Raw genomic sequence first — 25,263 nt, 5'->3', positions numbered from 1 at the left:
TACCGTCGCTTACGATCCGCCCCCACGCGGAACAGCTTATTCGGACGGCGGTACGTAGCCTTCGGCCTTGGCGTAATCTTCGCCGGAAAAGTACTTGTCCATCTCGCCCTGAAGGTATTTGCGATCTTCAGCGTTCATCATGTTCAGGCGTTTTTCATTGATCAGCAGGGTCTGGTGCTTCTGCCAGTCGGCCCAGGCCTGGGCCGAGACATGGTCAAAAATGTCCTGGCCCTTGGCGCCGGGAAATGGAGCGCGTTCCAGTGCGGGCAGTTCTTCTTTGTACTTGCGGCACATGATGGTGCGGGTCATTGCAACTCTCCTGCGTTCATTACGGCGGCCGCGCGTTCGAGCAAGGTTTTGACCGGGGCGGCAAGGCCCAGGCGCGGCGGGGTGGCGAGGTTATACCAGAGCCAGTCGGCCTCGGCCACGTGATGGCCGGTTTCCCGGACACGGACCAGCCAGGGTTCGATCGCCAACTGGAAGTGGCTGAAGGTATGCATCAGGCTTGGCATTGGCTGTTGGCTGCCCAATTCCAGCGAGTGTTGCAGGGCCAGGTGCTGCAGGTCGTCGAGGTCGTCGAGTTCCGGCAGGCTCCATAGACCGCCCCACAGCCCCGTGGAAGGGCGTCGGTAAAGCAGGATTGCGCCTTCGTGGTTGGCCAGCATGGGCATCAAGGTGCGCTTCCTGGGCACTTCCTTGCGAGGCTTGGGAATCGGGTAGCGGGTTTCCAGGCCCAGCATGTGGGCCTCGCAGCCTTGCTTCAGCGGGCAGAGCAGGCAACTGGGTTTGCTGCGGGTGCAGAGCGTGGCGCCCAGGTCCATCATCGCCTGGGTGTAGGCGTTGACGCGGTCCTGTGGCGTGAAGCGCTCGGCGGTGGCCCACAGCTGTTTCGCAACCTTGGGTTCGCCTGGGTAGCCTTCCTGGGCGGTGAAGCGCGCCAGTACCCGCTTGACGTTGCCATCGAGGATCGGCGCCCGCAGGCCCATGCTGATGCTGGCGATAGCGCCGGCGGTGGACAGGCCGATCCCCGGCAACTCGGTGAGTTTTTCCACGTCCCGGGGGAACTCGCCGCCGTACTGTTCGACGACGATTTTCGCGGTTTTCTGCAAGTTGCGCGCACGGGTGTAATAGCCCAGCCCGGTCCACAGATGCAGCACTTCGTCTTCCGGCGCGGCGGCCAGGGCTTGGACGGTGGGCAGCGAGGCCATGAACCGGTCGAAGTAGTTGAGCACGGTACTGACCTGGGTCTGTTGCAACATGATTTCCGAGACCCACACCCGATAGGGCGAGATGCCTTGTTGCCAGGGCAAGTCGTGGCGCCCGTGACGGTCGAACCAGTCCAGTACTGCGCTGGAGAACTGCTCGGCTCTCATCGCTTGAACAGCCCCTTGAGCGCATTTTTGAGTTCGGGGCTGACCTTGTCGCCTAGCTTCTCATCGATCTTGTCACTGAGGCGGTCGCCGGCCAGTTTCGCCGCAACCTTGCCCATCCCTTCGTTGTCCAGGCGGCACGCCTTGGCGCCCAGTTCCAGCGGGCCGCGGCAGCGCAATGGCCATTCGACGTCGACGTAGCGTTCGTTGACCTGGCAGGCCGGGTCGGGCATCTCGCTCTTGTCGCCTTCGATGACGATGCCGACGCGATAATCCATGCCCAGTACCCGCAGGTCGATGTCGCCGTTGCCGTTGACGGTCATGCCGGGAATGCGGACTTTCAGGTCAGGGTTGCGGGCAACGCCATTGTTGAAGGTGAGATTGCCGTTGAGTTGCTGGAACGGCGTGTCCTTGCCCCGGGGTTCGCCGCTGAGGGCCTTGCGATTGAGGGTGGCGATGCCTTTGCACAATTGCTGTTCGAGGTTGGCATTGAGCAGCACGCCATCGTTGATGACGAACCCGGCGGTGCCGTTGAGGCTGTCGATCAGGGCTTTCTGGCTATTGCCGCTGGCGGTGATCGCGCTGTTGACGGTGACCAGGCCTTTGACCGGCGGATTCTTGCCTTGGCTTTCGATGATCTTCTCGGCAGGGACCCGATTGATGCGCGTCTGCAGGCTCAACTGTGGCGTAGGCTGGCGCACGTTCAGGGTGCCCTTGGTTTCGAAGTTGCCGCTGTACAGGTCGCCTCGCAGGTTCTCCAGGGTCAGCAGGCCGCCCCGGCCGGAGGCCTTGAGCGCAGCGTTCTGGATCGGCAGTTTATCGAGGGTCAGTTGGCCGAAGGTCAGGTCGGCATCGAGGTCCAGTTTGCTCAGGCGCTCCACCGGAAACAGTCGATCGTTACTCCAGGCGCCCTGGGTCGGGGCGCTTGGCAGCGGTGTACTGCCGGCACCGGCTATGGCGCTGGCTTCGGTGTTGCTGACTTCGGCATCACGGGCCGCCGTGGAACTGTCGGCTTCGGCGGACTTTGGCGGCAGATAGCGGTCGACGTTGAACGTGTCAGCCTTGAGCTGCACGCGCAGGGACTGCTTGGCAAAATCTTCCACGGCGATACGACCGCTGAAGCTGCTGTCGTCGACCTTCAGGTTGATGTTGTTGAAGTCGACGCTGCTTGGCGTGCCGGCAATGCGGCTGGACAGTTCGACCTTGCTCAGGCTGCCTTCGGCCATGGCAGGGAGTTTCTGGCCGACGCTGTCGACGAACTTCGCCAAGTCGAACTGGGCGATGGACACCCCGCCATTCAATTGCGGGGTCTTGTCGAGGTCGTTGACCTTCAGTTCACCCAGGGCGCGCAGTTGATTGAGCGACAGCTTGATGCCGGTCCATTCGGCGACGTTTGCCGCTTGGTCCAGGAACAGCTGGCCTTGGGCGGCGAAGTTCAGGGTCTTGCCCTGCAAAGGGTCGCCGGTGGCTTCGCCGGACAGTTTCAGGTCTTCGAACTTGTAGCGTTGCAGGGCACGTTCGAAGCGCAATTCCCCCGTCACTTCGGTGCGTATGCGCACCGCTGGCTGGTTGCTGGACAGGAATGCGGTCAGGGTGACCGGGATGTTGGTGGAGTCGTGGACCGGGCCGGTGCTCAGTTGGATGCTCTCGGCCGTGAACAGCTTGCCGGTCTGCTCGTCGGTGTATTCGACCCGGGCGTTGTTCACGGTCAGGCTGTCGATATCCAGTCGGGTCGGCTGGGCAGGTTTTTCTGCCGGGGGGCTCACGGGTGGGGTCGGTGGTTCGACTGGCACTGGTGCCGGCGGGTTCGCGGTCGTTGCAGAGGCTGGTACCTTGCCGATGTCTTCCCAGTTGCCGTGCCCGTTCTTGTCACGGTTGAGCCGCAGGTTCAGGCCTTCGACCCGCACATCGCTCATTTGTATTTCCCGGCGCAGCAGCGGTATTACGCGGACCGAAAGGCCGAGCATCTGCAGGTCAGCGAAAGGTTGGGTCGGACTGGCCAAGGTAGCGACGCTGGCGTCGTGCAACTCAAGACCGAGCCATGGAAACAGGCTCCAGCCGATGTCGCCATTGAGGGTCAGCTCGATGTGGGCCTTGTCGCGGGCTATCTGGCGGATCTCTTCTTTGTAGTCGTTGGGATCGAACAGGTGGGTCAGGGCAAAGCCCAGGGCCACAATGATCAGCAACAGCCCGAGAAGTCCCAGACCCAGGATTTTGCCGAACGCTTTCATGGGCGAATCCTTGTAGGTTGAGTTCAAAATTTATCCGGGAGTATAACGCCCTGAGTTGGTGCCGCGTTGCGGGATCGTTTCTCGATTCTCGCCATTAGACCAGCAGGCCTGCCCCCTATGGCGAGGGAACTTGCACTGTAGCTGTCGAGTGCAACGAGGCTGCGATCTTTCCCCAGACGCTTAAATCTCAAGCGAAGGATCCAAAGATCCAAAGATCGCAGCCTTCGGCAGCTCCTACAGTGCAAGCGCCCTCACCACAGGATTTATCTCCAGCCGTTCGGCTCCGAGCAGTCGGTCAACTGAAAGGTGATCAGTTGCGTGGCATCGCCAAAGGGTTCGAACCGGCAGCCCGGGGCATCCCGGCAGATTCTCTGTAGGTCCCGCAGGTCCTGGCAGCAGGCGCCGGAACTGAGCTCAACAACGATGGGCATGGAAATTCCTGAAAAAATAAATCGTTAGCCCCCTACAGAAAGCGAGCAGGCGTGCGATAAGACAGATGGCACGAAAAAGGTGATATCACTTTGGTTTTTCTGCCGCGAGCAAGTGGTAACCTTTGACCGTTCGTCCGTCCTGCTGCGACTTTATGTCGCACACTGGGGCTTCACCAGAAAATACAGCCATGCCTGCGTGCGATGAAGGCTGAGGGTGACGCGAGGCTGACGGACCATTCCAATAATTGGGGGATACAACATGAGCACGAGCATCACGGCGGACGGCATCGCCGACCAGCCAGCGTTCCTCTCCAAGGAACGTATCATCGCCAAGCCAGGTTTCAACCGGTGGCTGGTTCCACCGGCCGCACTGGCCATTCACCTCTGCATCGGCATGGCCTACGGCTTCTCGGTGTTCTGGTTGCCGCTGTCCAAGGCCTTGGGTGTCACCAAGCCTATGGCCTGTGCACCGGATATGAGCTTCATCTCGCAAGTCTTTTCGTCCCAATGTGACTGGCCGATTTCGATGCTCGGCTGGATCTACACCCTGTTCTTCATCTTCCTGGGTTGCTCGGCAGCCATCTGGGGCGGCTGGCTGGAACACGCCGGGCCGCGCAAGGCTGGTGTTGTATCGGCATTGTGCTGGTGCGGTGGCCTGGTGATTTCCGCACTGGGTATCTATACCCACCAGATCTGGCTGATGTGGCTCGGTTCCGGCGTGATCGGCGGTATCGGCCTGGGGCTAGGCTACATCTCCCCGGTGTCGACGCTGATCAAGTGGTTCCCGGACAAACGCGGCATGGCCACCGGCATGGCAATCATGGGCTTCGGTGGTGGTGCGATGGTCGGTGCTCCGCTGGCCGCGGCGCTGATGAACCATTTCGCTTCGCCAACCAGCGTGGGTGTATGGCAGAGCTTCCTGGTCATGGCCGCGATCTACTTCGTGTTCATGATCGGTGGCGCCTTGTCGTACCGCGTTCCGCCAACCGGCTGGAAGCCTGAGGGCTGGACCCCGGCACCGAAGAAAGCCGCGAACGCGATGATCACCCATCGTCACGTTCACGTGAACGTGGCTTGGAAAACCCCGCAGTTCCGTCTGGTATGGCTGGTGCTGTGTCTGAACGTATCCGCCGGTATCGGCATCCTGGGCATGGCTTCGCCGCTGTTGCAGGAAGTGTTCGGCGGCAAGTTGCTCGGCAATGACCTGCCTTTCGGTCAGTTGGATGCTGCGCAACTGGGCCAGATCGCGGCCATCGCGGCCGGTTTCACCGGTCTGCTGAGCCTGTTCAACATCGGTGGACGGTTCTTCTGGGCATCCTTCTCGGATTACCTGGGTCGCAAGAACACCTATTTCGTGTTCTTCGCCCTGGGCATTGCCTTGTACGCGCTGATCCCGAACCTGGGTCACCTGGGCAGCGTCGCGCTGTTCGTGGCGGCGTTCTGCATCATCCTGTCGATGTACGGCGGCGGTTTCGCCACTGTGCCGGCCTACCTGGCGGACCTGTTCGGTACGCAAATGGTCGGTGCAATCCACGGTCGCCTGCTGACCGCCTGGGCTGCGGCAGGCGTGCTGGGTCCGGTGCTGGTGAACTACCTGCGTGAATATCAACTGAGCATCGGCGTTGAACGTGCCGCGGCCTATGACATCACCTTGTACATCCTCGCCGGTCTGCTGGTGCTGGGCTTGCTGTGCAACCTGCTGGTCCGCCCAGTCGCCGACAAGTACTTCATGACCGACGCCGAACTGGCCGCCGAACAGGCGCTGGGCCATGACAAAGGCGCCGACAGCACCACTTCGCTGGAATGGAAAGCCGCACCGGGCACCAAGCCCCTGGCGATCGCCGCCTGGCTGGTGGTGGGCATTCCGTTGGCGTGGGGTGTGTGGGTGACCCTGCAGAAGACGGCGGTGTTGTTCCGCTAAGGCAATAGCCCGAACCCATCAGGGGTAAGGGCGAACTTTGTGGGAGCGAGCTTGCTCGCGAAAGCGGTGGGTCAGTAGGCAGTAATGTCGACTGATACACCCTTATCGCAAGCAGGCTCGCTCCCACATTTGTTTTAGGGTTGGCCTCAGATCAGAGCAGCATTGGAGGACCGTTTGGCGCACCTGTAGGATCTGACAGTTGTATCTATATTCGATCCGATTGAATCTTTGTTTTGTATAGCATCATTTTTATTCGGTTTTCTGCATTGTTCTTGAGTAAAGTCCCGTCTCTCATGTTGAACACTCAGGTGATTGTTTATGAATGGCGAAATGGAAGAGATTCCTGATAGTTCAATCACCGAAAGAAAACTCGTGCGCCGCCTGTCAGCGCACATCGGAAGTTTGTTCAATTCTGTCTCGGAGATGCTGGCGGATACAGAGGTTGATTATTCAGCAGTGTCCGCGGGAGATATTATTCTGGCGCAAGGCTTTCGATACAAAGTTGTCGCAGCGGCAGAAACACATGATCTAGTAACCGCTGCTGGTTTGAAACTTTGCGTGCTTCCAGATGCGTCGGAGCGGATGTCGATTTCAGCATTCGGCGCGGATCCCACGGGAGAAGAGGACTGCCTGCTGGCTCTGCAAAAGGCCGCGCGTGCTGCCAACGAAGCTGAGGCAACCCTGGTCGCGAGGGGCAGGTTCAAGCTATCAGGTGGAGGCACCGTTGAGTTGACCACCGATTGTGATTTTTCCGGGGCCACATTTGAATGTTCAGCGTGGTCTGGACGTTTTGTTTTTGGACGTCAGGATGCAGGTTTGACATACGGGCCCGATACAGCCGTGGTCAGGGGTTTGAAAGGATCTGAAAACCTCGACGCCGGATCACTGCGTTTCTCTGGGTGGATGGGGCGCCCGGAAGTCAGCGACAGCTTTGTCATCATCACTACCGAGCAGGATTTTTATACGTATCGGGAAAACGTGCAGAAGCGAATCGAATTAAACAGGGTCTACAAGGATGGCGTAGTGTCGTCGCCGCTAAGGTACTCGCTGGCAGGGGTCGGTATTTCCTCCGTTAAGGTTTTTCGAATGGAACGGCGCCGTCGTACGGTAAAAGGGTTGACGCTCGATATACGCAATAACAGCATCTCAAATGAGTTTGTGCGTGTGGCGACCAGTTTGCTCGACCTGGACGTACGTTTTATCCAGGATGAGGATGTCTATACTCCGCGAAACCCCACATACGTGCATTTTTATGAATGTTGTCAAGTTAGCGCTCGTATGGAGATGCAATGGGCGATTCGCAACAGTGCATTCAACTACGCTTATAACTTTCAACTTGGCTATTGTTATGACGTGGACATAACCCCGCATGCCGAAGGCGAAGGATGGGGCGCTACGGGGAGCAATCTTTGTCAACGAGTCACTTATCGAGACGGTGTACTCAGCCGTGTCGATTTTCATCAGCCATTTATGGAATGGCTACGATTGCGAAACATGGTCGTGGGCCACTCGGGTATTCTCGTCACTGCTCTGGGTGACCTGGATCTGGATACGGTCACGTTCCACGCTCGTAGAATGGCGAATACCAGTACTGGATTTGTGAAGAGCAGGGGTGATACGGGTGGTTTTTGCGACGGCGATCTGTTGATGCGTAACGTCAGGGTAATCGCCCCCAAAGATGTCGGAGATCTGGAGCTGCTTCAGCACACCCAAAATTCAGGCGATACGGCTAAGCCCGCTGATAGCCCCATTGAATACCGTTTTTGGCGCAGGATTATGGTGGATGGCTTGGAATACAGGTCCCAATTGACTACGCCCCAACGGCTCTGGATCAGGCCCGGCAAAATTCAATTCAGCGGAACACCTATTGCAATCTGCGAAGAGTTCACGCTTCACAATGCCCATGGTACCGGGCTTAACGTAGACGTGAATCTGAATGGCAGAACCCCTTCAAAAGTCGGGACGTTCCCGCTCAAGCTTGACCTCGAAAATATTGTCGGTGAGAGCATTTCCACCTCGGGCAATGCCCCGGGCTTTAGAGTCATTGCATCCATAAGGAACTGTCGTGGTGTTGGTCAGCAAGACGGGGTTGCCCTCAAGCCACAGGCTCCCGGTGAATACACAGTGACGGGCGGTTGCCTCTCCAGATTCGACTGTTCCGGTACTCAAGCCCCCGTTGCACCCGTCTTGCTCCAGGCCTACGGCGTGCTTGTGGTTGATAGTAGAGATGGAAAAGACTTAGTCGTCGCAGATGAACAATGCGATCTACGTCTGGTGGACTGTACCTTCTATGTTTCAACGCAGAGCAAGCTGCCTTCATTGCTTGCAGCTTTGCTGGAGCGTCCGCGGTTCTTTGTCGATGGCGTCAGGAAAGTCTGGTCGCTTGGCGAGGACTTGGGCGGTCAGCCGGGTAACTTTGAGTTGCCTCATCCCCCGCGTGCCGGGCAAAACGTCAGATTGGTAATGGGGCGAACCGGGAACTCAACAGAGACTGAAGTTGAATTGCGCGTACCTCCTGTTGGGAAACGCACGGTATTTGCCGGGGTCCGTGGGGACGACGAACCAGGTTTGGGAGTTCTGCATCGCACTGCAAATACCACCATTGCCGCGATGGGCCCAGTCCACTTCAGATATATGCGTCTTGGATGAGACGTTCGCGGACGCTGTGTTGACGGAGCGAATTTCAAACGGGATGGCTTGTATGGACATGTCTATCACCGACAGCCCGGGATTCAGCCCGTCACCGATCTCACCTCTTGTGTTTCTGTTTGCCGCTCGCGCCCCTATAATGGCTGCCTTTTTCGCCCAATGATTTTGCGGAGCTGGTGATGGCCGAACGTAAGGCGTCTGTCGAGCGCGACACTCTGGAAACCCAGATCAAAGCCTCGATCAACCTGGATGGCACCGGAAAGGCCCGGTTTGATATCGGTGTGCCTTTTCTTGAGCACATGCTGGACCAGATCGCCCGTCATGGGCTGATCGACCTGGACATCGTCAGCAAGGGCGACCTGCATATCGACGACCACCACACGGTGGAAGACGTCGGTATCACCTTGGGCCAGGCCTTTACCAAAGCCATCGGCGACAAGAAGGGCATCCGTCGTTACGGCCATGCCTACGTGCCGCTCGATGAAGCGCTGTCGCGCGTGGTCATCGATTTCTCCGGCCGTCCGGGCCTGCAGATGCATGTGCCGTACACCCGCGCCACCGTCGGCGGCTTCGACGTTGACCTGTTCCAGGAGTTCTTCCAGGGCTTCGTCAACCACGCCAACGTGACCCTGCACATCGACAACCTGCGCGGGCACAACACCCACCACCAGATCGAAACCGTGTTCAAGGCTTTCGGCCGCGCGCTGCGCATGGCCGTTGAGCTCGATGACCGCATGGCCGGCCAGATGCCTTCCACCAAGGGCGTCCTGTAATGCAGACGGTCGCGGTTATCGACTACGGCATGGGCAATCTGCACTCGGTGGCCAAGGCCCTCGAGCACGTGGGCGCCGGCAAGGTGCTGATCACCAGCGATGCGGACGTGATTCGCGAAGCCGACCGGGTGGTGTTCCCCGGCGTCGGTGCGATTCGTGATTGCATGGCCGAGATTCGTCGCCTGGGCTTCGACAAGCTGGTGCACGAAGTCAGCCAGGACCGTCCGTTTCTCGGCATCTGCGTGGGCATGCAAGCCTTGCTCGAAAGCAGCGAAGAGAACGACGGCGTCGATTGCATTGCCATGTTCCCAGGCCAAGTGAAATTTTTTGGCAAGGGCCTGCATGAAGACGGCGAGCACCTGAAGGTTCCGCACATGGGCTGGAATGAAGTGAAACAGACGGTGGATCACCCGCTGTGGCACAACATCCCGGACCTGGCGCGTTTCTATTTCGTGCACAGCTATTACATCGCGGCCGGCAATGCGCGGCAGGTGGTGGGCAGCGGTCACTATGGCGTCGATTTCGCCGCGGCCCTGGCCGATGGTTCGCGCTTCGCCGTGCAGTTCCACCCGGAGAAGAGCCATACCCATGGCCTGCAGCTGTTGCAGAACTTCGCAGCGTGGGACGGGCGCTGGTAATGGCCCGCAAGAAGCCGCCGATCCTCACCCTCACGCCCGAGCAGGAGAGTGAAGCGAACCGCAAGATCCAGCGGTTCATGGAGGAACGTTTCGAACTGGACCTGGGTTCGTTCGAAGCAGCGGAAATTCTTGACCTGTTTACCCGCGAAATTGCTCCGCACTATTACAACAGGGCGATTTTCGATGTGCAGACGCACCTTAAAGAAAGGTTCGAAAGCATTGAAAGCGACTTGTGGGCGCTCGAGAAAAACTGATTTTCGAGCCAAGCTGAATATTCGTATTTGAAGGTTTGCCAGATGCTGATTATCCCCGCTATCGATCTCAAGGACGGCGCTTGCGTACGTCTGCGTCAGGGCCGCATGGAAGACTCCACGGTGTTTTCCGATGACCCGGTGAGCATGGCCGCCAAGTGGGTGGAGGGCGGCTGCCGTCGCCTGCATCTGGTCGACCTGAACGGCGCCTTTGAAGGGCAACCGGTCAATGGCGAAGTGGTCACGGCCATTGCCAAGCGCTATCCGAACCTGCCGATCCAGATCGGCGGCGGTATTCGCTCGCTGGAAACCATCGAGCACTACGTCAAGGCCGGCGTGAGCTACGTAATCATCGGCACCAAGGCGGTGAAGGAGCCTGAGTTCGTCGCCGAAGCCTGCCGGGCTTTCCCGGGCAAGGTCATCGTTGGCCTGGACGCAAAAGACGGTTTCGTCGCCACCGACGGCTGGGCTGAAGTCAGCACCGTACAGGTGATCGACCTGGCCAAGCGTTTCGAAGCCGACGGCGTGTCTGCCATCGTCTACACCGACATCGCCAAAGACGGCATGATGCAGGGCTGCAATGTCCCGTTCACCGCCGCCCTGGCCGCCGCCACGAAAATCCCGGTCATTGCTTCCGGTGGCATCCACAACCTGGGTGACATCAAGGCGCTGCTCGACGCCAAGGCGCCGGGCATCATCGGTGCGATCACCGGTCGCGCGATCTACGAAGGCACCCTGGACGTCGCCGAGGCCCAGGCCTTCTGCGACGCCTACAACGGCTGAGGACTCACCATGGCGCTGGCCAAACGCATCATCCCTTGCCTGGACGTGGACAACGGCCGGGTGGTCAAGGGCGTCAAGTTCGAGAACATCCGTGACGCTGGCGACCCGGTGGAAATCGCCCGTCGCTACGACGAACAGGGTGCGGACGAGATTACCTTCCTCGACATCACGGCCAGCGTCGATGGCCGCGATACCACGCTCCATACCGTCGAGCGCATGGCCAGCCAGGTATTCATCCCGCTGACCGTGGGCGGTGGTGTACGCACTGTGCAGGACATCCGCAACCTGCTCAATGCCGGTGCCGACAAGGTGTCGATCAACACCGCGGCGGTGTTCAACCCGGAATTCGTCGGTGAAGCGGCCCAGCGCTTCGGTTCGCAGTGCATCGTTGTGGCCATTGACGCGAAGAAGGTCTCTGGCCCGGGCGAAACCCCGCGCTGGGAAATCTTCACCCACGGCGGTCGTAAAGCCACGGGCCTCGATGCCGTCGAGTGGGCGAAGAAGATGGAAGGCCTGGGCGCCGGTGAGATTCTGCTGACCAGCATGGACCAGGACGGCATGAAAAACGGTTTCGACCTGGGCGTCACCCGCGCCATCAGCGATGCCCTGGGCATTCCGGTCATCGCCTCCGGCGGCGTCGGCAATCTGCAGCACCTGGCCGATGGCATCCTTGAAGGCCATGCCAGTGCGGTACTGGCGGCGAGCATTTTCCACTTTGGCGAATATACCGTGCCGGAAGCCAAGGCCTACATGGCGCATCGCGGAATCGTCATTCGATAAGCGTGCACAGACAAGCCCCGGTGCTCACGTCAGGGGGCAACCGGGGTGGCGTTTTGTGCGCCAGTCGTAGGGCTCAGCACGTCGACCCTCGGCTCGGATGCCTGTCCGGATTTGTCGTAGGCGATGGTGCAGAACTTCATCGGCAGTTCTGCATCCGGAAACCAGAAATCCATGTTGGTGTCGGTAGAATATTGCTCATCCCTTGAACAATCTGTGGTGTCCAGCGGGCCAAATTTGACGGTGTAGGTCCGGTACTCGTTACCGCGTGCCAGCTCCACACCGACTCCGCTGCTGATCGACAAATCGGGCTGCGCCGTTGGCGTGTCATCGAGGACTTCCACCGCAAGGGATAGTCCATTCTTGAGGAGTCCGACCTGCGCTCCTTGAGTCGCGGAATCAACGCCAAGAATGCAAAGGAAATAGAAACCGGGCTGGGTGCCAATCTCGCTGTTGATAAACGCGTCGTTAGAACTTATCGCGTCGCTGTAGTAATGGCCACTTTCGCAGTCCTTCGCAGCGCGCACGGTCTTGTGGCGATAAAAAGCGGTGCTGATGGAGAAGTGGTAATCCCATGTCGGAATCTCCGTTGTCCCGTCATCCCGTTTTTTGAGCCTCTTGTACCTTGCCGGCTCGTTGGTATCAGCACTCACGGTAAACACTGGATAAAGCGGGCAAGAGGAAGTTGCCTCATTGGCAATGTGGCCTTGTACAAAGCATCCGTTGAGAAAGATTGTCGGGTTCCCATAAACGTTTTGGGGAATGGCTTTATAGACATCCCCAACCCGCGTACAGGGTGCATTTTCGTCGCATGGAGCGAAACCGGCCGCCTGGTTACCGGTGCCTATTACGCCTATTATCTCGTTGGAGTGACGATCAAGAATCGGCCCCCCTGAACTGCCGCCGGCTATATCCTGACAGCGCGTCATCACGTTGTTTCGCCATACCCATGGGCCTTCCACTATTTCCCGAGCAGGCTGCAAAGTGCAGGCAGCCATGCGCAATGTGATTTTGTTGAAACCCAGTGGGGCACTCACGATCAGAACATCAGTCCCGTCGGCAGGCTTTTGTCGGGCCAGCTCCAGGGGCTGTATACCTTCCTCGATGAGTTTCTGAAGGCTGACGTCCAATTCTATGATCGCCAGATCAACGCCTTGCATACTGCGCCATGCCACCTTTTTCAGCGCGTAGGTTTTGAATAATTCGGTGTCGGCGAAGTAATCGAACTGCATGACCCCGCTGACCGGTTTATCCGTCACGATGTTGCCGTTGCCTTTTTCGATACAGTGTCCTGAAGTAAGTACATAGGCGGGTGTTGGTTGGGGTACCGATGCATCCTGAGTGTCGAGGAGCGTCGCGGTACAAAAGCCGTCGGTAAACAGGCGTCCGACGCCTCGCCAGTGGTTGTGTGATCCATCCGCGTTTTCAAGAACCTTTGAGGCCGTAAAATTTTGCATGCCTTCGCCTAAGTCCTGGCTGTGGGCGATACCCTGCAAACTCAGCGAGCAGAACAGGCCGGTCAGCAGAAAGAAGATCGATTTCATCGAGTGACACCTTTGGTTAGTTGAATGAAAACCGGCAGTGGCCGGTGTTCTCCAATTAATCAGGTAGGGGCTGACGGTTGGCGGTAAATAGTTACCTCAACGGTGAGAGTGCTCTATTATATTTTGAGTCGTTGAGCCGCCTGGGCAGCAAAGGGCTGTGGACATGCTCGCGGGCCCGAGGCACTCTTGGGCACGCCATGGATTCGGGTAGCCAGACATGTTCAGACGCATTCTTTTGGTTCTTGCCAGTGCCTCTTTGTTGTTCTTCAACGGGGCACAAGCTCAAGATCGCCGTGACGTCGGCCTGGTGTTGCTGACGGAAAATTTCCCGCCCTACAACATGGCCAAGAATGGCAAAAACTTCGCTCAGGACGAGAACATCAATGGCATCGCGGTGGATATTGTCCGCGAGATATTCAAGCGTGCCGATATCAGCTACAGCCTGACGCTGCGTTTCCCGTGGGAGCGAATTTATAAACTGGCCCTGGATAATCCCGGGTACGGCGTGTTTGTCACGGCGCGATTGCCCGAGCGTGAAAAACTCTTCAAATGGGTCGGTCCGATTGGTCCGGACGACTGGATCATGCTCGCCAAGGCCGACAGCAAGATTTCCCTGGACTCGTTGGAGCAGGCGCGTCAATACCGGATCGGGGCCTATAAAGGCGACGCGATTGCCGAGACATTGGCCAGGCAGGGACTGAAGCCGATTGTCGTATTACGGGATCAGGACAACGCCAGAAAACTGGTCAGCGGCCAGATCGATCTGTGGGCCACCGGGGACCCGGCCGGGCGATACCTGGCGCGTCAGGAAGGGGTGGACGATCTCAAGACCGTGCTGCGGTTCAACAGTGCCCAGTTGTACCTGGCGTTGAACAAAAACGTGCCCGACGACGTGGTCGCCCGCCTTCAAGCGGCCCTGGATGAGCTGCGCAAGGAAGGTGCGGTGGACGCGATCATGGCGCGCTATCTCTGAAGACTGCGCCACCGCTATCGCGAGCAGGCTAGCTCCCACGCTGGATCTGCGGTGGGCACATGACTTTCGACCAACCCGCTCCCACAAGGTTGCTTGGGGGTTCACAGGTGCGGTGCCTACCATAGGCCCACTGTGGGAAATTGCTCGCGATGGCGGCAACGCGGTCGCCGCTACCGATAAACCCCATCTTTCCCATGCCCGGCCATCGCGCGATTGCTGCGCAGGCTGATCATCGATTGGATGTCGATCCACTCGATGCCCTGGGCGTGGAGCCGGGGCAGTTCGCGTTCGAGCACCGCCAGGGTCTGTGGGTAGGGATGGCCGATCATCACGGCCGAGCCTTGCCGGCGAGCCAGGTCGATGGCGGTTTGGAGCTGGTGGGCGATGGCGACTTCGGTGCGCTCGTCGTCCAGGAACACGTCCCGCGACACACTGGCGAGGCCGATTTTCTGCGCCTCGGCGGCGGCGACTGTCTGGGCGCTGGTGCGGCTGTCGACGAAAAACTTGTGTCGCTGCTGTAAATTCGCCATCAGCCAGGCCATGGCTTGGGGTTGGGCAGTCATGCGGCTGCCCATGTGGTTGTTGATCCCGCTGGTATAAGGCACGGCAGCGAACGCGGCGTCGAGGCGCTTGCCCAGCTCTTCGATGGGCAGCTCCGGATGCCAGGCGAACGGTCCGGTGGCCGGGTCCATGGGCATGTGCAGCATGACCAGTTTGCCGGCACGATGGGCTTCGCGGGCGAATTCGGCGGCGTGGGGTGTGTCAGGCATGATCGCGGCGGTGACCGGGCCGGGGAGGGCCAGTACCCGGCGATCCCGAGGCAGGTTTTGCCCCAGGTCATCGATGATCAGGCTCAGGTAGGCCTTGTGCGGCGAAGAGGGTGTGGCAGGCGCCGCGTTAACGGCGCCCGTCAGCAGGCACAGCAGGATGAAGGTGAAACGCAGGCTCATCTCAGCGGCCGGACGTGATGTTCAACCCTTTGAGCAAGCTCAAGGCCTGGGCCAACTGGTAGTCGTCATCCTGTGGCATTGGCTTGGCCTTGACACCGGAAACGGTCGGTTTGTCGGCGCCGCCGTTGCCATTGCCCAGGTGACCTTGCAGGTCGGCTTCCTTGAAGTATTCGCTGTCCTGCTCGTTGGTGATCTTGGCCTTGCGCACCTCGATGTCCGGGACGATGCCCTGGGCCTGGATAGAGCGGCCGTTGGGCGTGAAGTACAGCGCGGTGGTGATTTTCAGGGCGCGGTCGTTGTTCAGTGGCAATACGGTCTGCACCGAGCCCTTGCCGAAACTGGTCGTGCCCATGATCACGCCACGCTTCTGGTCTTGCAGAGCGCCGGCGACGATTTCCGATGCCGAGGCGCTGCCGCCGTTGATCAGTACCACCATTGGCACGGCTTCGCTCAGGTCGTTGCCGGTGGCCGAGAAGCGCAGCTCGGAATTGGCGATGCGACCCTTGGTGTAGACGATCAGGCCCTTGGTGATGAAGTGATCCACTACTTCCACTGCCGATTGCAGCACGCCGCCGGGGTTGTTGCGCAGGTCCAGGACCAGGCCATTGAGCTTCTTGCCGTTGTCCTTGCGCATCTTGGCCAGGGCCTTGGCGACTTCTTCGCCGGTCTTGACCTGGAATTGGGTAATGCGGATATAACCGTAGCCCGACTCCAGCAGCTGGCTCTTCACACTCTTGACCTGGATGACCGCCCGCGTGAGGGTCACATCGAACGGCGCGCCACCGTTGCGCACCAGGGTCAGGGTGATCTTCTGGCCGATCTTGCCGCGCATCTTGTCCACGGCTTCGGTCATGCTCTGGCCGCGGGTCGGCTGGCCGTTGATCTTGACGATGAAGTCACCGGCCTGGATGCCAGCCTTGGAAGCGGGTGTATCGTCGATCGGCGAAACCACTTTGACGAAACCGTCTTCGCTGCCGACTTCGATGCCCAGGCCGCCGAATTCGCCGCTGGTGCTTTCCTGCAGCTCGGCAAAGTCCTCTGGCCCCAGGTAGGCCGAATGCGGATCGAGGTTGCTGAGCATGCCTTTGATGGCGTTCTCCAGCAGCATCTTGTCATCCACAGGTTCGACGTAGGCGGCCTTGATCCGGTCCATGACCTCGGCAAAAGTGCGCAGTTCGTCCAGCGGCAGCGGGGCCTTGGTGGTCGCGGCTGTGGCGGCGGGTGCCGACGAGGCCGGTTCGGCGGCGAAAGCCAGGGGCGCTGCGATCACAAGGGCGATCGTCAGGGTCAGCGAGGTAAGGCGGGACAAATGCAGCATGTCGAACGAACTCCTTAATAGGATGGGCGCGCTTATCCTTGCGCACGACACCATTGGGCCGGGTCACTGGGGCGACCCTGCTGACGAATAGCGAAATACAGTGCTGGCATCTGCTGCCCGCCACTGTTACCGACCGTGGAAATGGACTCACCGGCCTTGACCACATCCCCTGCGGACTTGAGCAGCGTCTGGTTGTGGCCGTACAGGCTCAAATAACCGTTGCCGTGATCCAGGATCACCAGCAGGCCGGCACCGCGCAGCCAGTCGGCGAAGACCACGCGCCCGCCATGAACGGCATGCACCTGGCTGCCAGCGGAGGCGCTGATCATCACGCCGTCCCATTTGGTGCGGGTGTCGCCGCCGCGGGTTTCACCAAAGCGCGCCAGTAATCGACCATTGACCGGCCACGGAAGTTTGCCGCGAGTCGAAGCAAAAGCACCGCCAAAGGTTTCGCCACCATTGGAAACCAGCGCGCCGGGGCTTGATTTCATCGACTTGCGCGGCGCTTGGCCGGCGTCCGCGTCGGCCTGGGCTTCACGCAAACGCTTTTTTTCGGCTTGCTGCTGGGCGATCAGCGCTTTCTGGCGCGCTTCTTCTGCCTCTCGGGCCTGGCGGGCCAGGGTTTCTTCGATGGTTTTCAACACCTTGGCCAGCTGTGCCTGGTCCTGCTCGCGGGCCTTGAGCTTGCTGTCGCGAGCCTTCACGTCGTCATTGAGCTTGGCCAGGGCCACCTGGCGTTCCTTGCGAACCTTCTCGAGTTCTTCGCGCTGGGTGTCGAGGCTGCTTTTTTGCACCAGCAACTGGGCTTGCTGCAGTTCGATGGTTTTTTCGACATTGGCCAGTTGGCGCAGGGTTTCGTTGAAGCTCTTGAGCTGTTCCAGGCGTGCCTGGCTCAGGTAATCGTAATAAGTGAGGGTACGGGCGAATTTCTCGGGGTTCTGCTGGTTGAGCAGCAACTTGAGGTATTCCTGGCGACCGTTCTGGTAGGCGGCCCGAGCCTGGATGGCAATCAGCTTTTGCTGTTCAGTGCGCGCGCTCTGGAGTTTTTTTTTCTCTCCATCGAGTCGCTGCAACTCGGATTCGCTTTTTTTCAGCTCTTTTTGCAGGGACTCGACCTGTTTCTCCAAATCGCCCATCTCGGTCTCGGTGCCGCGCAGGTCTTTCTGCACGCTGGATTTCTCTTCCTGCAACTTGCCCAGCAGCTTTTTCAGCTCGGCAATGTCCTGGCGCGTGGCTTCCAACTGCTGTTGGGTTTGCGCGCGCTCGTCGGCAAAGGCCGGTTGGAGCAGGCAGGTCAGAGCGAGGGCTATCAGGACGCGAAGCATAGAGGCGGGCGACACCAGGGAAAGGGACGGCCTAGTATGCCCGCCCCACGCCGCAAAAAAAACGCCCATTTGGGGCTGTGTGATAACTGGAGCGGTGCAGGGTGGTCATTTCCCGCCAACCCCCAGTGGGAGCAAAGCTTGCTCGCGATGACATCAGCCCATCCAACAAAGATGCAGATTGTCAGATTGCTATCGCGAGCACGCTTTGCTCCCACTGGGTTTGCGGATTGATGGATCAATCAGACCAGGATCGACGTCCCGGTCATCTCCGCCGGCTTCTCCATGTCCAGCAACATCAGCATGGTCGGTGCCACGTCAGCCAGCACCCCGCCGTCGCGGACCTTGAAGTTGCGCTTGCCAACATAGATGAACGGCACCGGTTCGGTGGTGTGGGCGGTGTGGGCCTGGCCGGTGGATTCGTCGGACATCTGCTCGACGTTGCCGTGGTCGGCTGTGATCAGGGCTTCGCCGCCGACCTTTTCCAGGGCTTCGACGATACGGCCGACGCAGGTGTCCAGGCACTCCACGGCCTTGACCGCTGCCTCGAACACACCGCTGTGGCCCACCATGTCGCCGTTGGCGTAGTTGACCACGATCACGTCGTAACGCTGGTTCTCAATGGCGTCGACGATGCGGTCGGTCACTTCCGGCGCGCTCATCTCCGGTTGCAGGTCGTAGGTGGCGACTTTTGGCGAGGGGATCAGAATGCGTTCTTCGCCCGGGAAGGGTTCTTCACGGCCGCCGGAGAAAAAGAACGTCACGTGGGCGTACTTTTCGGTCTCGGCGATGCGCAGTTGGGTCTTGCCGTTCTTCGCCAGGTAGTCGCCCAGCACGTTTTCCAGGCTGCCGGCGGCGAAGGCCGATGGCGCGGGGATGCTGGCGGCGTATTGGGTCAGCATCACGAAACCGGCCAGTTTCGGCTGGCGAGCGCGTGCGAACTCCTTGAAGTCGTCTTCGACAAACACGCGGGTCAGTTCGCGAGCGCGGTCGGCGCGGAAGTTCATGAACACCACGGCGTCGCCGTCTTCAACCTTCACCGGCTCACCGATGGTGGTGGCCTTGACGAATTCGTCGCTTTCGCCGCGCTCGTAGGCGGCTTGCAGGCCTTCCTGGGCGGTGGCGGCGTTGAATTCGGCGCTGCCGTCAACAATCAGGTTGTAGGCCTGGGACACGCGGTCCCAACGGTTGTCACGGTCCATGGCGTAATAGCGGCCAATGAGACTGGCGATGCGCCCTTTGCCGAGTCCCTGGAACGCTGCGTCCAGGCGTTCGATCGACGACGTGGCACTTTTCGGTGGCGTGTCGCGGCCATCGAGGAACGCGTGCAGGTAGACCTGCTCGGCGCCGCGCTTGAAGGCCAGTTCGGCCATGGCGATCAGGTGGTCCTGGTGGCTGTGCACGCCACCGTCGGACAGCAGGCCCATGAAATGCACGGCCTTGCCGGCGGCCACGGCTTTATCCACGGCGGCGCAGATGGTCGGGTTTTCGAAGAACTCACCGTCGCGGATCGATTTGGTCACGCGGGTGAAGTCCTGATACACCACGCGGCCGGCGCCGAGGTTCATGTGGCCGACTTCGGAGTTGCCCATCTGCCCGTCTGGCAGGCCGACGTCCATACCGCTGCCGGAGATCAGGCCGTTGGGCACGGTGGCCCACAAACGGTCCAGCACAGGCTTGTTGGCCGAATACACGGCGTTGGATTCGTGGCTGTCACTGTGACCGAAGCCGTCGAGAATCATCAGGACCAAAGGTTTAGGCGTGGTAGTCATGGAATCCACTCGTGGCGGGTTAATAAAGAAGACGATGCAAAAGGGACGGGCAGTTTAAAGGTAAGTTCCGACGGCGTCACCGCCGGGCGGGGTTTGGCCGGCCTTGTGTGCTGTGTATACTGGCCGACATTTTAACGCCCTGGAACCTCCTTCGATGGTTGCTCACCTGATTGAATTTGCCACTACCCACTACCTTCTCGTCGGTATCTTCGTCGTGCTGCTGGCATTGCTGCTTGCCCACACGATGCAGGGCGGCGGCCGCAGCCTGAGCACCGCCGAGCTGACGGCGCTGGTCAACAAGGATGCCGGCGTGGTGGTGGACATCCGCCCGAGCAAGGATTACGCCGCTGGCCACATTGTCGGGGCGGTGAATATCCCCCAGGACAAACTGATCGCCCGTATCGGCGAGCTGGAAAAGCACAAGGTCAAGACGCTGATCCTGGTAGATGCCCAAGGCCAGCACGCCGGCACCCACGCCCGCGAGCTGATGAAGTCCGGTTTCACCGCCGCCAAGTTGTCCGGCGGTGTTGCGAGCTGGAAAGCCGACAATCTGCCCCTGGTGAAGTGAAATGTCCCACGTCGTTGTCTATTCCAGCGATTACTGCCCCTATTGTTCCAGAGCCAAGTTCCTGCTCCAGAACAAAGGCGTCGCCTTCGAAGAGATCAAGGTCGACGGCAAGCCGCAACTGCGCGCCGAAATGACCCAGAAGGCCGGGCGCACGTCCGTGCCGCAGATATGGATCGGCAGCACCCACGTGGGCGGTTGCGATGAACTGTTCACCCTGGAGCGCGCCGGCAAGCTCGACGCACTGCTCAAGGCCTGAATTCCCCACTTAAAGAACCTGAAAGTAAGAAGGATCTGCGATGACTGACCAACAGAACACAGCTGCCAGCGAAGAAGAAACCGCACCGCAATTCTCCTTGCAGCGCATTTACGTACGTGACCTGTCCTTCGAAGCCCCGAAAAGCCCGGCGATCTTTCGCCAGCAGTGGGAGCCGAGCGTAGGCCTGGACCTGAACACTCGCCAGAAAGCCCTGGAAGATGACTTCCACGAAGTGGTGCTGACCCTGTCGGTTACCGTGAAAAACGGTGACGAAGTGGCGTTCATCGCCGAAGTACAACAGGCCGGGATCTTCCTGATCAAGAACCTGGATGCCGCTTCGATGAGCCACACCCTCGGCGCGTTCTGCCCGAATATCCTGTTCCCTTACGCCCGCGAAACCCTGGACAGCCTGGTCACCCGCGGTTCGTTCCCGGCCCTGATGCTGGCCCCTGTGAACTTCGATGCCCTGTATGCGCAAGAGCTGCAGCGCATGCAGCAAGAAGGCGACGTGACCGTTCAGTAAGCGGTCTCGCGCTTGTAAGCCAAGACGCAAAACCTGTGGGAGCGAGCCTGCTCGCGATAGCGTTATGTCTGTCAGTCGTGAGTTGACTGAGACACCGCTATCGCGAGCAGGCTCGCTCCCACAGGGGTTTCTGGTCTGGGATTATCAATCTTGTTACCGGAAGCCGTTCTGCCGCCACGCCTCATAAACCGCCACTGCCACGGTATTGGACAGGTTCAGGCTGCGGCAGCCTTCGCGCATCGGTAGGCGCAGGCGCTGATCGGCGGGCAGGGCGTCCAGCACGTCGGCCGGCAGGCCACGGCTTTCCGGGCCGAACAGGAACGCATCGCCAGCGACGAAGCTGGCGTCATGGAATGGCCGCGAACCCTTGGTGGTAAAGGCGAACAGGCGCGGATGCCCGAGGCTTTCCAGACAGCTGGCAAGGTCGGCGTGACGCTGCAAGGTGGCATACTCGTGGTAGTCGAGACCGGCACGGCGCAGGCGCTTGTCGTCCATGTCGAAGCCCAGCGGTTCGATCAAATGCAGGTGGCAGCCGCTGTTGGCGCACAGCCTGATGACATTGCCGGTATTCGGCGGAATTTCCGGTTGAAAAAGGATGACGTGAAACATGCACGGCTCCGCAGATGAAGATGAGCGGCATTCTACGCTGCAAACCGACCGACGTTCGAAGCTAATGCCTCGGGTGATGGGCTCGTTGGCGATCTTCGGCATGATGGTCGGGCTGATGATCGGACGCTTGACCACGCCCGAGCCGAGCGTGCTGCAGCAGGTCGAGGTGGCTGACGGTGGTGTGGTGGCCTGGTTCAACACCGAACCCAAGTTGCACGGGGAGGTCGTCGACGGTTCGGTCGCGTTGTTGTTCGAAGCAGGAGGTCGACCGCAGAACGGCCAGTTAAAGCTCAACGGCAAGGACGTGAACTGGCGGGTGCGGTTGAGTGACAAGGGGTTGTTGCTGACGTTGGTGGCGGCGCGTCCGTTGCGCGGAGCGTGGACCGCCAGCGAGGTCGATGACCGCTGGCGGCTGGAGGTCCGTCTCCAGGAGCAATAAAAGAGGGAATCCCCGGCCTGCCTGTACCAAGGTCCCCAAAACGGGAGGGCTTGCCGCGAAGGTCCAGCCCTGGTGTAAAGAAGGGAAACCTTGACCTGCCTGTATCAAGGCCCCCAAAACAGTGGGCTCGATGAGCCCGGTATAAAAGAGGGGAATCCCCGGCCTGCCTGTACCAAGGTCCCCGAAACTGGATAGTGATTGGGTTATTGCAGGGGGCGTGCCAGTTTTGAATGGCTTGTCACAAAAAATCTGCTGAAGATGCGAGAAGCCCCGTATTCCGGGGCTTTTGCTTTTGTGAGTGCGTTTTTTTCGAACTGGAACGATGGGTTTTGGCTCGTTGTGTATGCGCAATTGCGGTTCGCTGTGCATTGATGCGGTGCACAAAGCTTTTAAAAGCATCGCGAGCAGGCTCGCGATTGGCCTTCAAGATCAGCGAAGAGCTAAAGGCTATTCAACCCTCATCCCCGTCATCATCATCCCCACCGTCTACCTTCATCCCCAATTCCTTGATCTTGCGGGTCAAGGTATTACGGCCCCAACCCAGCAGCACCGCGGCGTCGCGGCGGCGGCCGGCGGTGTGCTTGAGGGCGGTTTCGATCATGATTCGCTCGAAGGCCGGCACGGCGCTGTCCAAAAGACTCGACTGGCCACGGGACAGGGCCTGGTCTGCCCACTGGCGCAGGGCTTGCTCCCAGTTGGTCACCGGAGCCGAATCCTGTGGCAGGCTCAACAGCTCTGGCGGCAGGTCGCTGATGTGCACTTCGCGACCTGAAGCCATCACCGTGATCCAGCGGCAGGTGTTTTCCAACTGACGCACGTTGCCCGGCCATGGCAGGTTCTTGAGGTATTCCTCGGTTTCGCTCTTGAGCAGCTTGGGCTCGACCGCCAGTTCCTGGGCCGCGCGGCTGAGGAAGTGCCTGGCCAGGGTCGGGATGTCTTCGCGACGGTCCGCCAGGCGCGGGATATGAATGCGGATCACGTTCAGGCGGTGGAACAAGTCCTCACGGAATTTGCCGGCGTGAACCAGGGTTTCCAGGTTCTGGTGGGTCGCGGCGATGATGCGCACGTCCACCTTGACCGGCGTATGCCCGCCTACCCGATAGAACTCGCCATCGGCCAGTACGCGCAGCAAGCGGGTCTGGGTGTCCGCCGGCATGTCGCCGATTTCATCGAGGAACAACGTGCCGCCGTCGGCTTGCTCGAAGCGCCCGCGCCGCAGGTTGGCCGCGCCGGTGAACGCCCCTTTCTCGTGGCCGAACAGCTCGGACTCCATCAGGTCCTTGGGAATCGCCGCCATGTTCAGCGCGATGAACGGCGATGCCGCCCGTGGGCTGTGGCGGTGCAGGGCATGGGCCACCAGTTCTTTACCGGTGCCCGACTCGCCGTTGATCAGCACGGTGATATTGGAGTGGCTCAGGCGCCCGATGGCGCGAAACACTTCCTGCATCGCCGGCGCTTCGCCGATGATTTCCGGGGTGCGGGCCAGGGCTGGCACCTCTTCCATGCCCTGTTGTTCCTGGGCATGTTGATTGGCGCGCTTGACCAGCGACACCGCTTCATCGACGTCGAAAGGCTTGGGCAGGTATTCGAAAGCGCCGCCCTGGTAGGACGCTACGGCGCTGTCCAGGTCGGAATGGGCGGTCATGATGATCACCGGCAGTCGCGGATGCTGTTCGCGAATCCGCGCCAGCAGGTCCAGGCCGCTGGCGCCAGGCATGCGGATGTCGGAGATGATGACGTCCGGTTGCTGACGCGCCAGGCGACTCATCACCCCATCGGCGCTGTCGAAGCTTTGGGTGGTCATGCCTTCCTGCTGCAAGGCTTTTTCCAAGACCCAACGGATAGAACGGTCGTCATCGACGATCCACACGGTTTCACTACGGCTCATGTCGATGTGGCTCCTTGTTCCAGTGGCAGGAAGATCGAGAAGGTGGTGTGGCCAGGGTGGCTTTCACACTCGATCAAGCCCTGATGCTGACTGATGATGTTCTGGGTAATGGCCAGGCCCAGTCCGGTACCGTCCGGACGGCCGCTGACCATGGGGAAAAAAATGGTTTCCTGCAGTTCGGCAGGGATGCCTGGGCCGTTGTCGATGATTTCTATCTTGGTCACCAGGCGATGGCGCACATGGCCGATGGTGAATTGGCGCATGGCGCGGGTACGCAGGCTGATGCGACCCAGGCGCAGCTCGTTCTGGCTGCTGATGGCTTGCATCGCGTTGCGCACGATGTTCAGCACGGCCTGGATCATCTGCTCGCGGTCGATCAAGACATCGGGAATGCTCGGGTCATAGTCGCGCACCAACGTGATGCAGCCTTGGCTTTCGGCTTCCACCAGGCTGCTGACCCGCTCCAGCACTTCATGGACGTTGCACATCGCCAGCGATGGCAGCTTGTTCGAGCCGAGCATGCGGTCCACCAGGTTACGCAGGCGGTCGGCTTCTTCAATGATGACGTTGGTGTAGTCCTTGAGGCTTTCTTCCGGCAGTTCGCGGGCGAGCAACTGCGCCGCGCCACGAATCCCGCCGAGGGGGTTCTTGATCTCGTGGGCCAGGCCGCGCACCAGCATCTTGCTGGTTTCCTGCTTGGACAATTGCGCTTCTTCCTTGGTGATACGCAGCAAGCGATCACGCGGGTGGACTTCCAGCAGCAGCAGGGTGGCGCCGTTGTTCAGGATCGGCGTAACCGCGTAGTCCACGGTCAGGGTCTGGCCGGTCAGCGCGGTGAGCATCGCTTCGCGCTTGGTGAACGGATGGGCCTGTTCCACCGCCTGGCGCAAGGAGTGGAGCGCTTCGGTGGATTCGGTGAATAACTCGCTGATGAACTGCCCGTGGCTGCGCTGGCCACTGACGGCCAGGAGCATCTCTGCCGCCGGGTTCATGTACTCGAGGCGCAGTTCGGCGTCGAGCAGGATGGTGGCGGTGGTGAGGTTGTCGAGCAGCAAGCGGTGTAGTGCGTCGCTAATGGTCATCAGGACCTCTTTTGGAGCGTCGCAACTCAGGACCGGTCCCAAATTGCGCGCGCGATTAATGCGCTGTCGCAATGAAAATGCAAAAACCAAACCAAGGCTCCGAAAAGAAGCGTTTAGAGCCTCAAAAGGGTGTTTTTAGCCCGGTCGCGTGGCGTTCTGCCAGCTTTTTCGGGTACTTTCGAACCAAAATGGGTT

General features: G+C 59.8%; 24 protein-coding genes. 12 read left to right on the top strand and 12 right to left on the bottom strand.

Annotated elements, in window-relative coordinates:
• Nucleotides 1-36 precede the first annotated feature (36 nt).
• The 4 genes from AACY42_RS17195 to AACY42_RS17180 form a co-directional block, all read right to left on the bottom strand.
• A complete protein-coding gene (locus tag AACY42_RS17195; protein WP_339481130.1) occupies nucleotides 37-309 on the bottom strand; it encodes an oxidative damage protection protein in 273 nt (90 codons plus the stop codon).
• Nucleotides 306-1,373 carry an A/G-specific adenine glycosylase gene (mutY, locus tag AACY42_RS17190; RefSeq protein ID WP_339481129.1) on the bottom strand — a complete coding sequence of 356 codons (1,068 nt, stop codon included), beginning with the start codon at nucleotides 1,371-1,373 and terminating at the stop codon, nucleotides 306-308. The genes AACY42_RS17195 and mutY overlap by 4 nt, the downstream gene beginning before the upstream one ends.
• Nucleotides 1,370-3,601, bottom strand: a complete 2,232-nt coding sequence (locus tag AACY42_RS17185; RefSeq protein ID WP_339481127.1) for an AsmA family protein — start codon at nucleotides 3,599-3,601, stop codon at nucleotides 1,370-1,372. Before AACY42_RS17185 ends, mutY begins: the two co-directional genes overlap by 4 nt.
• A 263-nt stretch (nucleotides 3,602-3,864) precedes the next feature.
• Complete coding sequence (locus AACY42_RS17180) at nucleotides 3,865-4,032, bottom strand: hypothetical protein (RefSeq protein ID WP_339481125.1); 168 nt, start codon at nucleotides 4,030-4,032, stop codon at nucleotides 3,865-3,867.
• 259 nt (nucleotides 4,033-4,291) lie between these two features.
• Between AACY42_RS17180 and AACY42_RS17175 the strand changes: the two genes are divergently transcribed.
• The 7 genes from AACY42_RS17175 to hisF all read left to right on the top strand — a co-directional run bounded on the left by AACY42_RS17175 (nucleotide 4,292) and on the right by hisF (nucleotide 11,827).
• Nucleotides 4,292-5,953 carry an OFA family MFS transporter gene (locus AACY42_RS17175; protein WP_339481124.1) on the top strand — a complete coding sequence of 554 codons (1,662 nt, stop codon included), beginning with the start codon at nucleotides 4,292-4,294 and terminating at the stop codon, nucleotides 5,951-5,953.
• Nucleotides 5,954-6,271: 318 nt separating this feature from the next.
• Nucleotides 6,272-8,602 (top strand): hypothetical protein, encoded by a 2,331-nt coding sequence (locus AACY42_RS17170; RefSeq protein ID WP_339481123.1) that lies wholly within the window; start codon nucleotides 6,272-6,274, stop codon nucleotides 8,600-8,602.
• A 179-nt stretch (nucleotides 8,603-8,781) separates the two neighbouring features.
• Entirely contained in the window at nucleotides 8,782-9,375 is a 594-nt protein-coding gene (hisB, locus tag AACY42_RS17165) for an imidazoleglycerol-phosphate dehydratase HisB (protein ID WP_003186751.1), read from the top strand.
• Complete coding sequence (gene hisH / locus AACY42_RS17160; protein WP_339481122.1) at nucleotides 9,375-10,013, top strand: imidazole glycerol phosphate synthase subunit HisH; 639 nt, start codon at nucleotides 9,375-9,377, stop codon at nucleotides 10,011-10,013. The genes hisB and hisH overlap by 1 nt, the downstream gene beginning before the upstream one ends.
• A complete protein-coding gene (locus AACY42_RS17155) occupies nucleotides 10,013-10,267 on the top strand; it encodes a DUF2164 domain-containing protein (protein WP_003186749.1) in 255 nt (84 codons plus the stop codon). Before hisH ends, AACY42_RS17155 begins: the two co-directional genes overlap by 1 nt.
• Nucleotides 10,268-10,309: 42 nt before the next feature.
• Nucleotides 10,310-11,047 (top strand): 1-(5-phosphoribosyl)-5-[(5-phosphoribosylamino)methylideneamino]imidazole-4-carboxamide isomerase, encoded by a 738-nt coding sequence (hisA, locus tag AACY42_RS17150; protein ID WP_339481121.1) that lies wholly within the window; start codon nucleotides 10,310-10,312, stop codon nucleotides 11,045-11,047.
• 9 nt (nucleotides 11,048-11,056) lie between these two features.
• A complete protein-coding gene (hisF, locus tag AACY42_RS17145; RefSeq protein WP_339481120.1) occupies nucleotides 11,057-11,827 on the top strand; it encodes an imidazole glycerol phosphate synthase subunit HisF in 771 nt (256 codons plus the stop codon).
• A gap of 29 nt (nucleotides 11,828-11,856) precedes the next feature.
• Here the strand turns inward: hisF and AACY42_RS17140 are convergent, their stop codons facing one another.
• Nucleotides 11,857-13,368 carry a trypsin-like serine peptidase gene (locus tag AACY42_RS17140; RefSeq protein WP_339481118.1) on the bottom strand — a complete coding sequence of 504 codons (1,512 nt, stop codon included), beginning with the start codon at nucleotides 13,366-13,368 and terminating at the stop codon, nucleotides 11,857-11,859.
• Nucleotides 13,369-13,585: 217 nt separating this feature from the next.
• Here AACY42_RS17140 and AACY42_RS17135 point away from each other — a divergent pair, with 217 nt between their 5' ends.
• On the top strand, nucleotides 13,586-14,341 hold the full coding sequence (locus AACY42_RS17135; RefSeq protein WP_339481117.1) for a substrate-binding periplasmic protein: 756 nt from the start codon (nucleotides 13,586-13,588) through the stop codon (nucleotides 14,339-14,341).
• A 170-nt stretch (nucleotides 14,342-14,511) separates the two neighbouring features.
• On the opposite strand, the gene AACY42_RS17130 is transcribed toward AACY42_RS17135, so the two are convergent.
• The 4 genes from AACY42_RS17130 to gpmI all read right to left on the bottom strand — a co-directional run bounded on the left by AACY42_RS17130 (nucleotide 14,512) and on the right by gpmI (nucleotide 19,703).
• Nucleotides 14,512-15,291 (bottom strand): divergent polysaccharide deacetylase family protein, encoded by a 780-nt coding sequence (locus AACY42_RS17130; protein ID WP_339481115.1) that lies wholly within the window; start codon nucleotides 15,289-15,291, stop codon nucleotides 14,512-14,514.
• Between the two features lies 1 nt (nucleotide 15,292).
• Nucleotides 15,293-16,609: a S41 family peptidase gene (locus tag AACY42_RS17125; protein WP_339481114.1), complete on the bottom strand. Its 1,317-nt coding sequence runs from the start codon at nucleotides 16,607-16,609 to the stop codon at nucleotides 15,293-15,295.
• 32 nt (nucleotides 16,610-16,641) lie between these two features.
• Complete coding sequence (locus tag AACY42_RS17120; RefSeq protein ID WP_339481113.1) at nucleotides 16,642-17,934, bottom strand: murein hydrolase activator EnvC family protein; 1,293 nt, start codon at nucleotides 17,932-17,934, stop codon at nucleotides 16,642-16,644.
• Between the two features lie 239 nt (nucleotides 17,935-18,173).
• The gene (gpmI, locus tag AACY42_RS17115) at nucleotides 18,174-19,703 is read right to left on the bottom strand and encodes a 2,3-bisphosphoglycerate-independent phosphoglycerate mutase (RefSeq protein ID WP_339481111.1); all 1,530 of its coding nucleotides are present in this window, start codon (nucleotides 19,701-19,703) and stop codon (nucleotides 18,174-18,176) included.
• 154 nt (nucleotides 19,704-19,857) lie between these two features.
• On the opposite strand from gpmI, the gene AACY42_RS17110 reads away from it, so the two are divergent.
• Genes AACY42_RS17110 through secB form a run of 3 tightly spaced genes read left to right on the top strand, consistent with a single transcriptional unit; the run spans nucleotide 19,858 to nucleotide 21,050 of the window.
• A complete protein-coding gene (locus tag AACY42_RS17110; RefSeq protein WP_339481110.1) occupies nucleotides 19,858-20,271 on the top strand; it encodes a rhodanese-like domain-containing protein in 414 nt (137 codons plus the stop codon).
• A gap of 1 nt (nucleotide 20,272) precedes the next feature.
• Nucleotides 20,273-20,527, top strand: a complete 255-nt coding sequence (grxC, locus tag AACY42_RS17105) for a glutaredoxin 3 (RefSeq protein WP_339481108.1) — start codon at nucleotides 20,273-20,275, stop codon at nucleotides 20,525-20,527.
• A 40-nt stretch (nucleotides 20,528-20,567) separates the two neighbouring features.
• Complete coding sequence (gene secB / locus AACY42_RS17100; RefSeq protein WP_339481107.1) at nucleotides 20,568-21,050, top strand: protein-export chaperone SecB; 483 nt, start codon at nucleotides 20,568-20,570, stop codon at nucleotides 21,048-21,050.
• 153 nt (nucleotides 21,051-21,203) lie between these two features.
• Here the strand turns inward: secB and trmL are convergent, their stop codons facing one another.
• Nucleotides 21,204-21,659 (bottom strand): tRNA (uridine(34)/cytosine(34)/5-carboxymethylaminomethyluridine(34)-2'-O)-methyltransferase TrmL, encoded by a 456-nt coding sequence (gene trmL / locus AACY42_RS17095; protein WP_339481105.1) that lies wholly within the window; start codon nucleotides 21,657-21,659, stop codon nucleotides 21,204-21,206.
• Here trmL and AACY42_RS17090 point away from each other — a divergent pair.
• A complete protein-coding gene (locus AACY42_RS17090; RefSeq protein WP_339481104.1) occupies nucleotides 21,658-22,098 on the top strand; it encodes a hypothetical protein in 441 nt (146 codons plus the stop codon). The two genes, trmL and AACY42_RS17090, sit on opposite strands and share 2 nt — an antisense overlap.
• Before the next feature lie 451 nt (nucleotides 22,099-22,549).
• Here AACY42_RS17090 and ntrC read toward each other — a convergent pair whose 3' ends face one another.
• Together ntrC and glnL are read right to left on the bottom strand one after the other, a co-directional pair.
• The gene (ntrC, locus tag AACY42_RS17085) at nucleotides 22,550-23,986 is read right to left on the bottom strand and encodes a nitrogen regulation protein NR(I) (protein WP_058546238.1); all 1,437 of its coding nucleotides are present in this window, start codon (nucleotides 23,984-23,986) and stop codon (nucleotides 22,550-22,552) included.
• Nucleotides 23,983-25,068, bottom strand: coding sequence for a nitrogen regulation protein NR(II) (glnL, locus tag AACY42_RS17080; protein WP_339481102.1), 1,086 nt, complete (start codon nucleotides 25,066-25,068; stop codon nucleotides 23,983-23,985). Before glnL ends, ntrC begins: the two co-directional genes overlap by 4 nt.
• Between the last annotated feature and the right edge of the window lie 195 nt (nucleotides 25,069-25,263).

Source organism: Pseudomonas sp. RL_5y_Pfl2_73, from assembly GCF_963970515.1.
GTDB lineage: Bacteria > Pseudomonadota > Gammaproteobacteria > Pseudomonadales > Pseudomonadaceae > Aquipseudomonas.
Note: the sequence above shows the minus strand (reverse complement) of the source record. Positions and strands in the feature narration are given on the sequence as shown.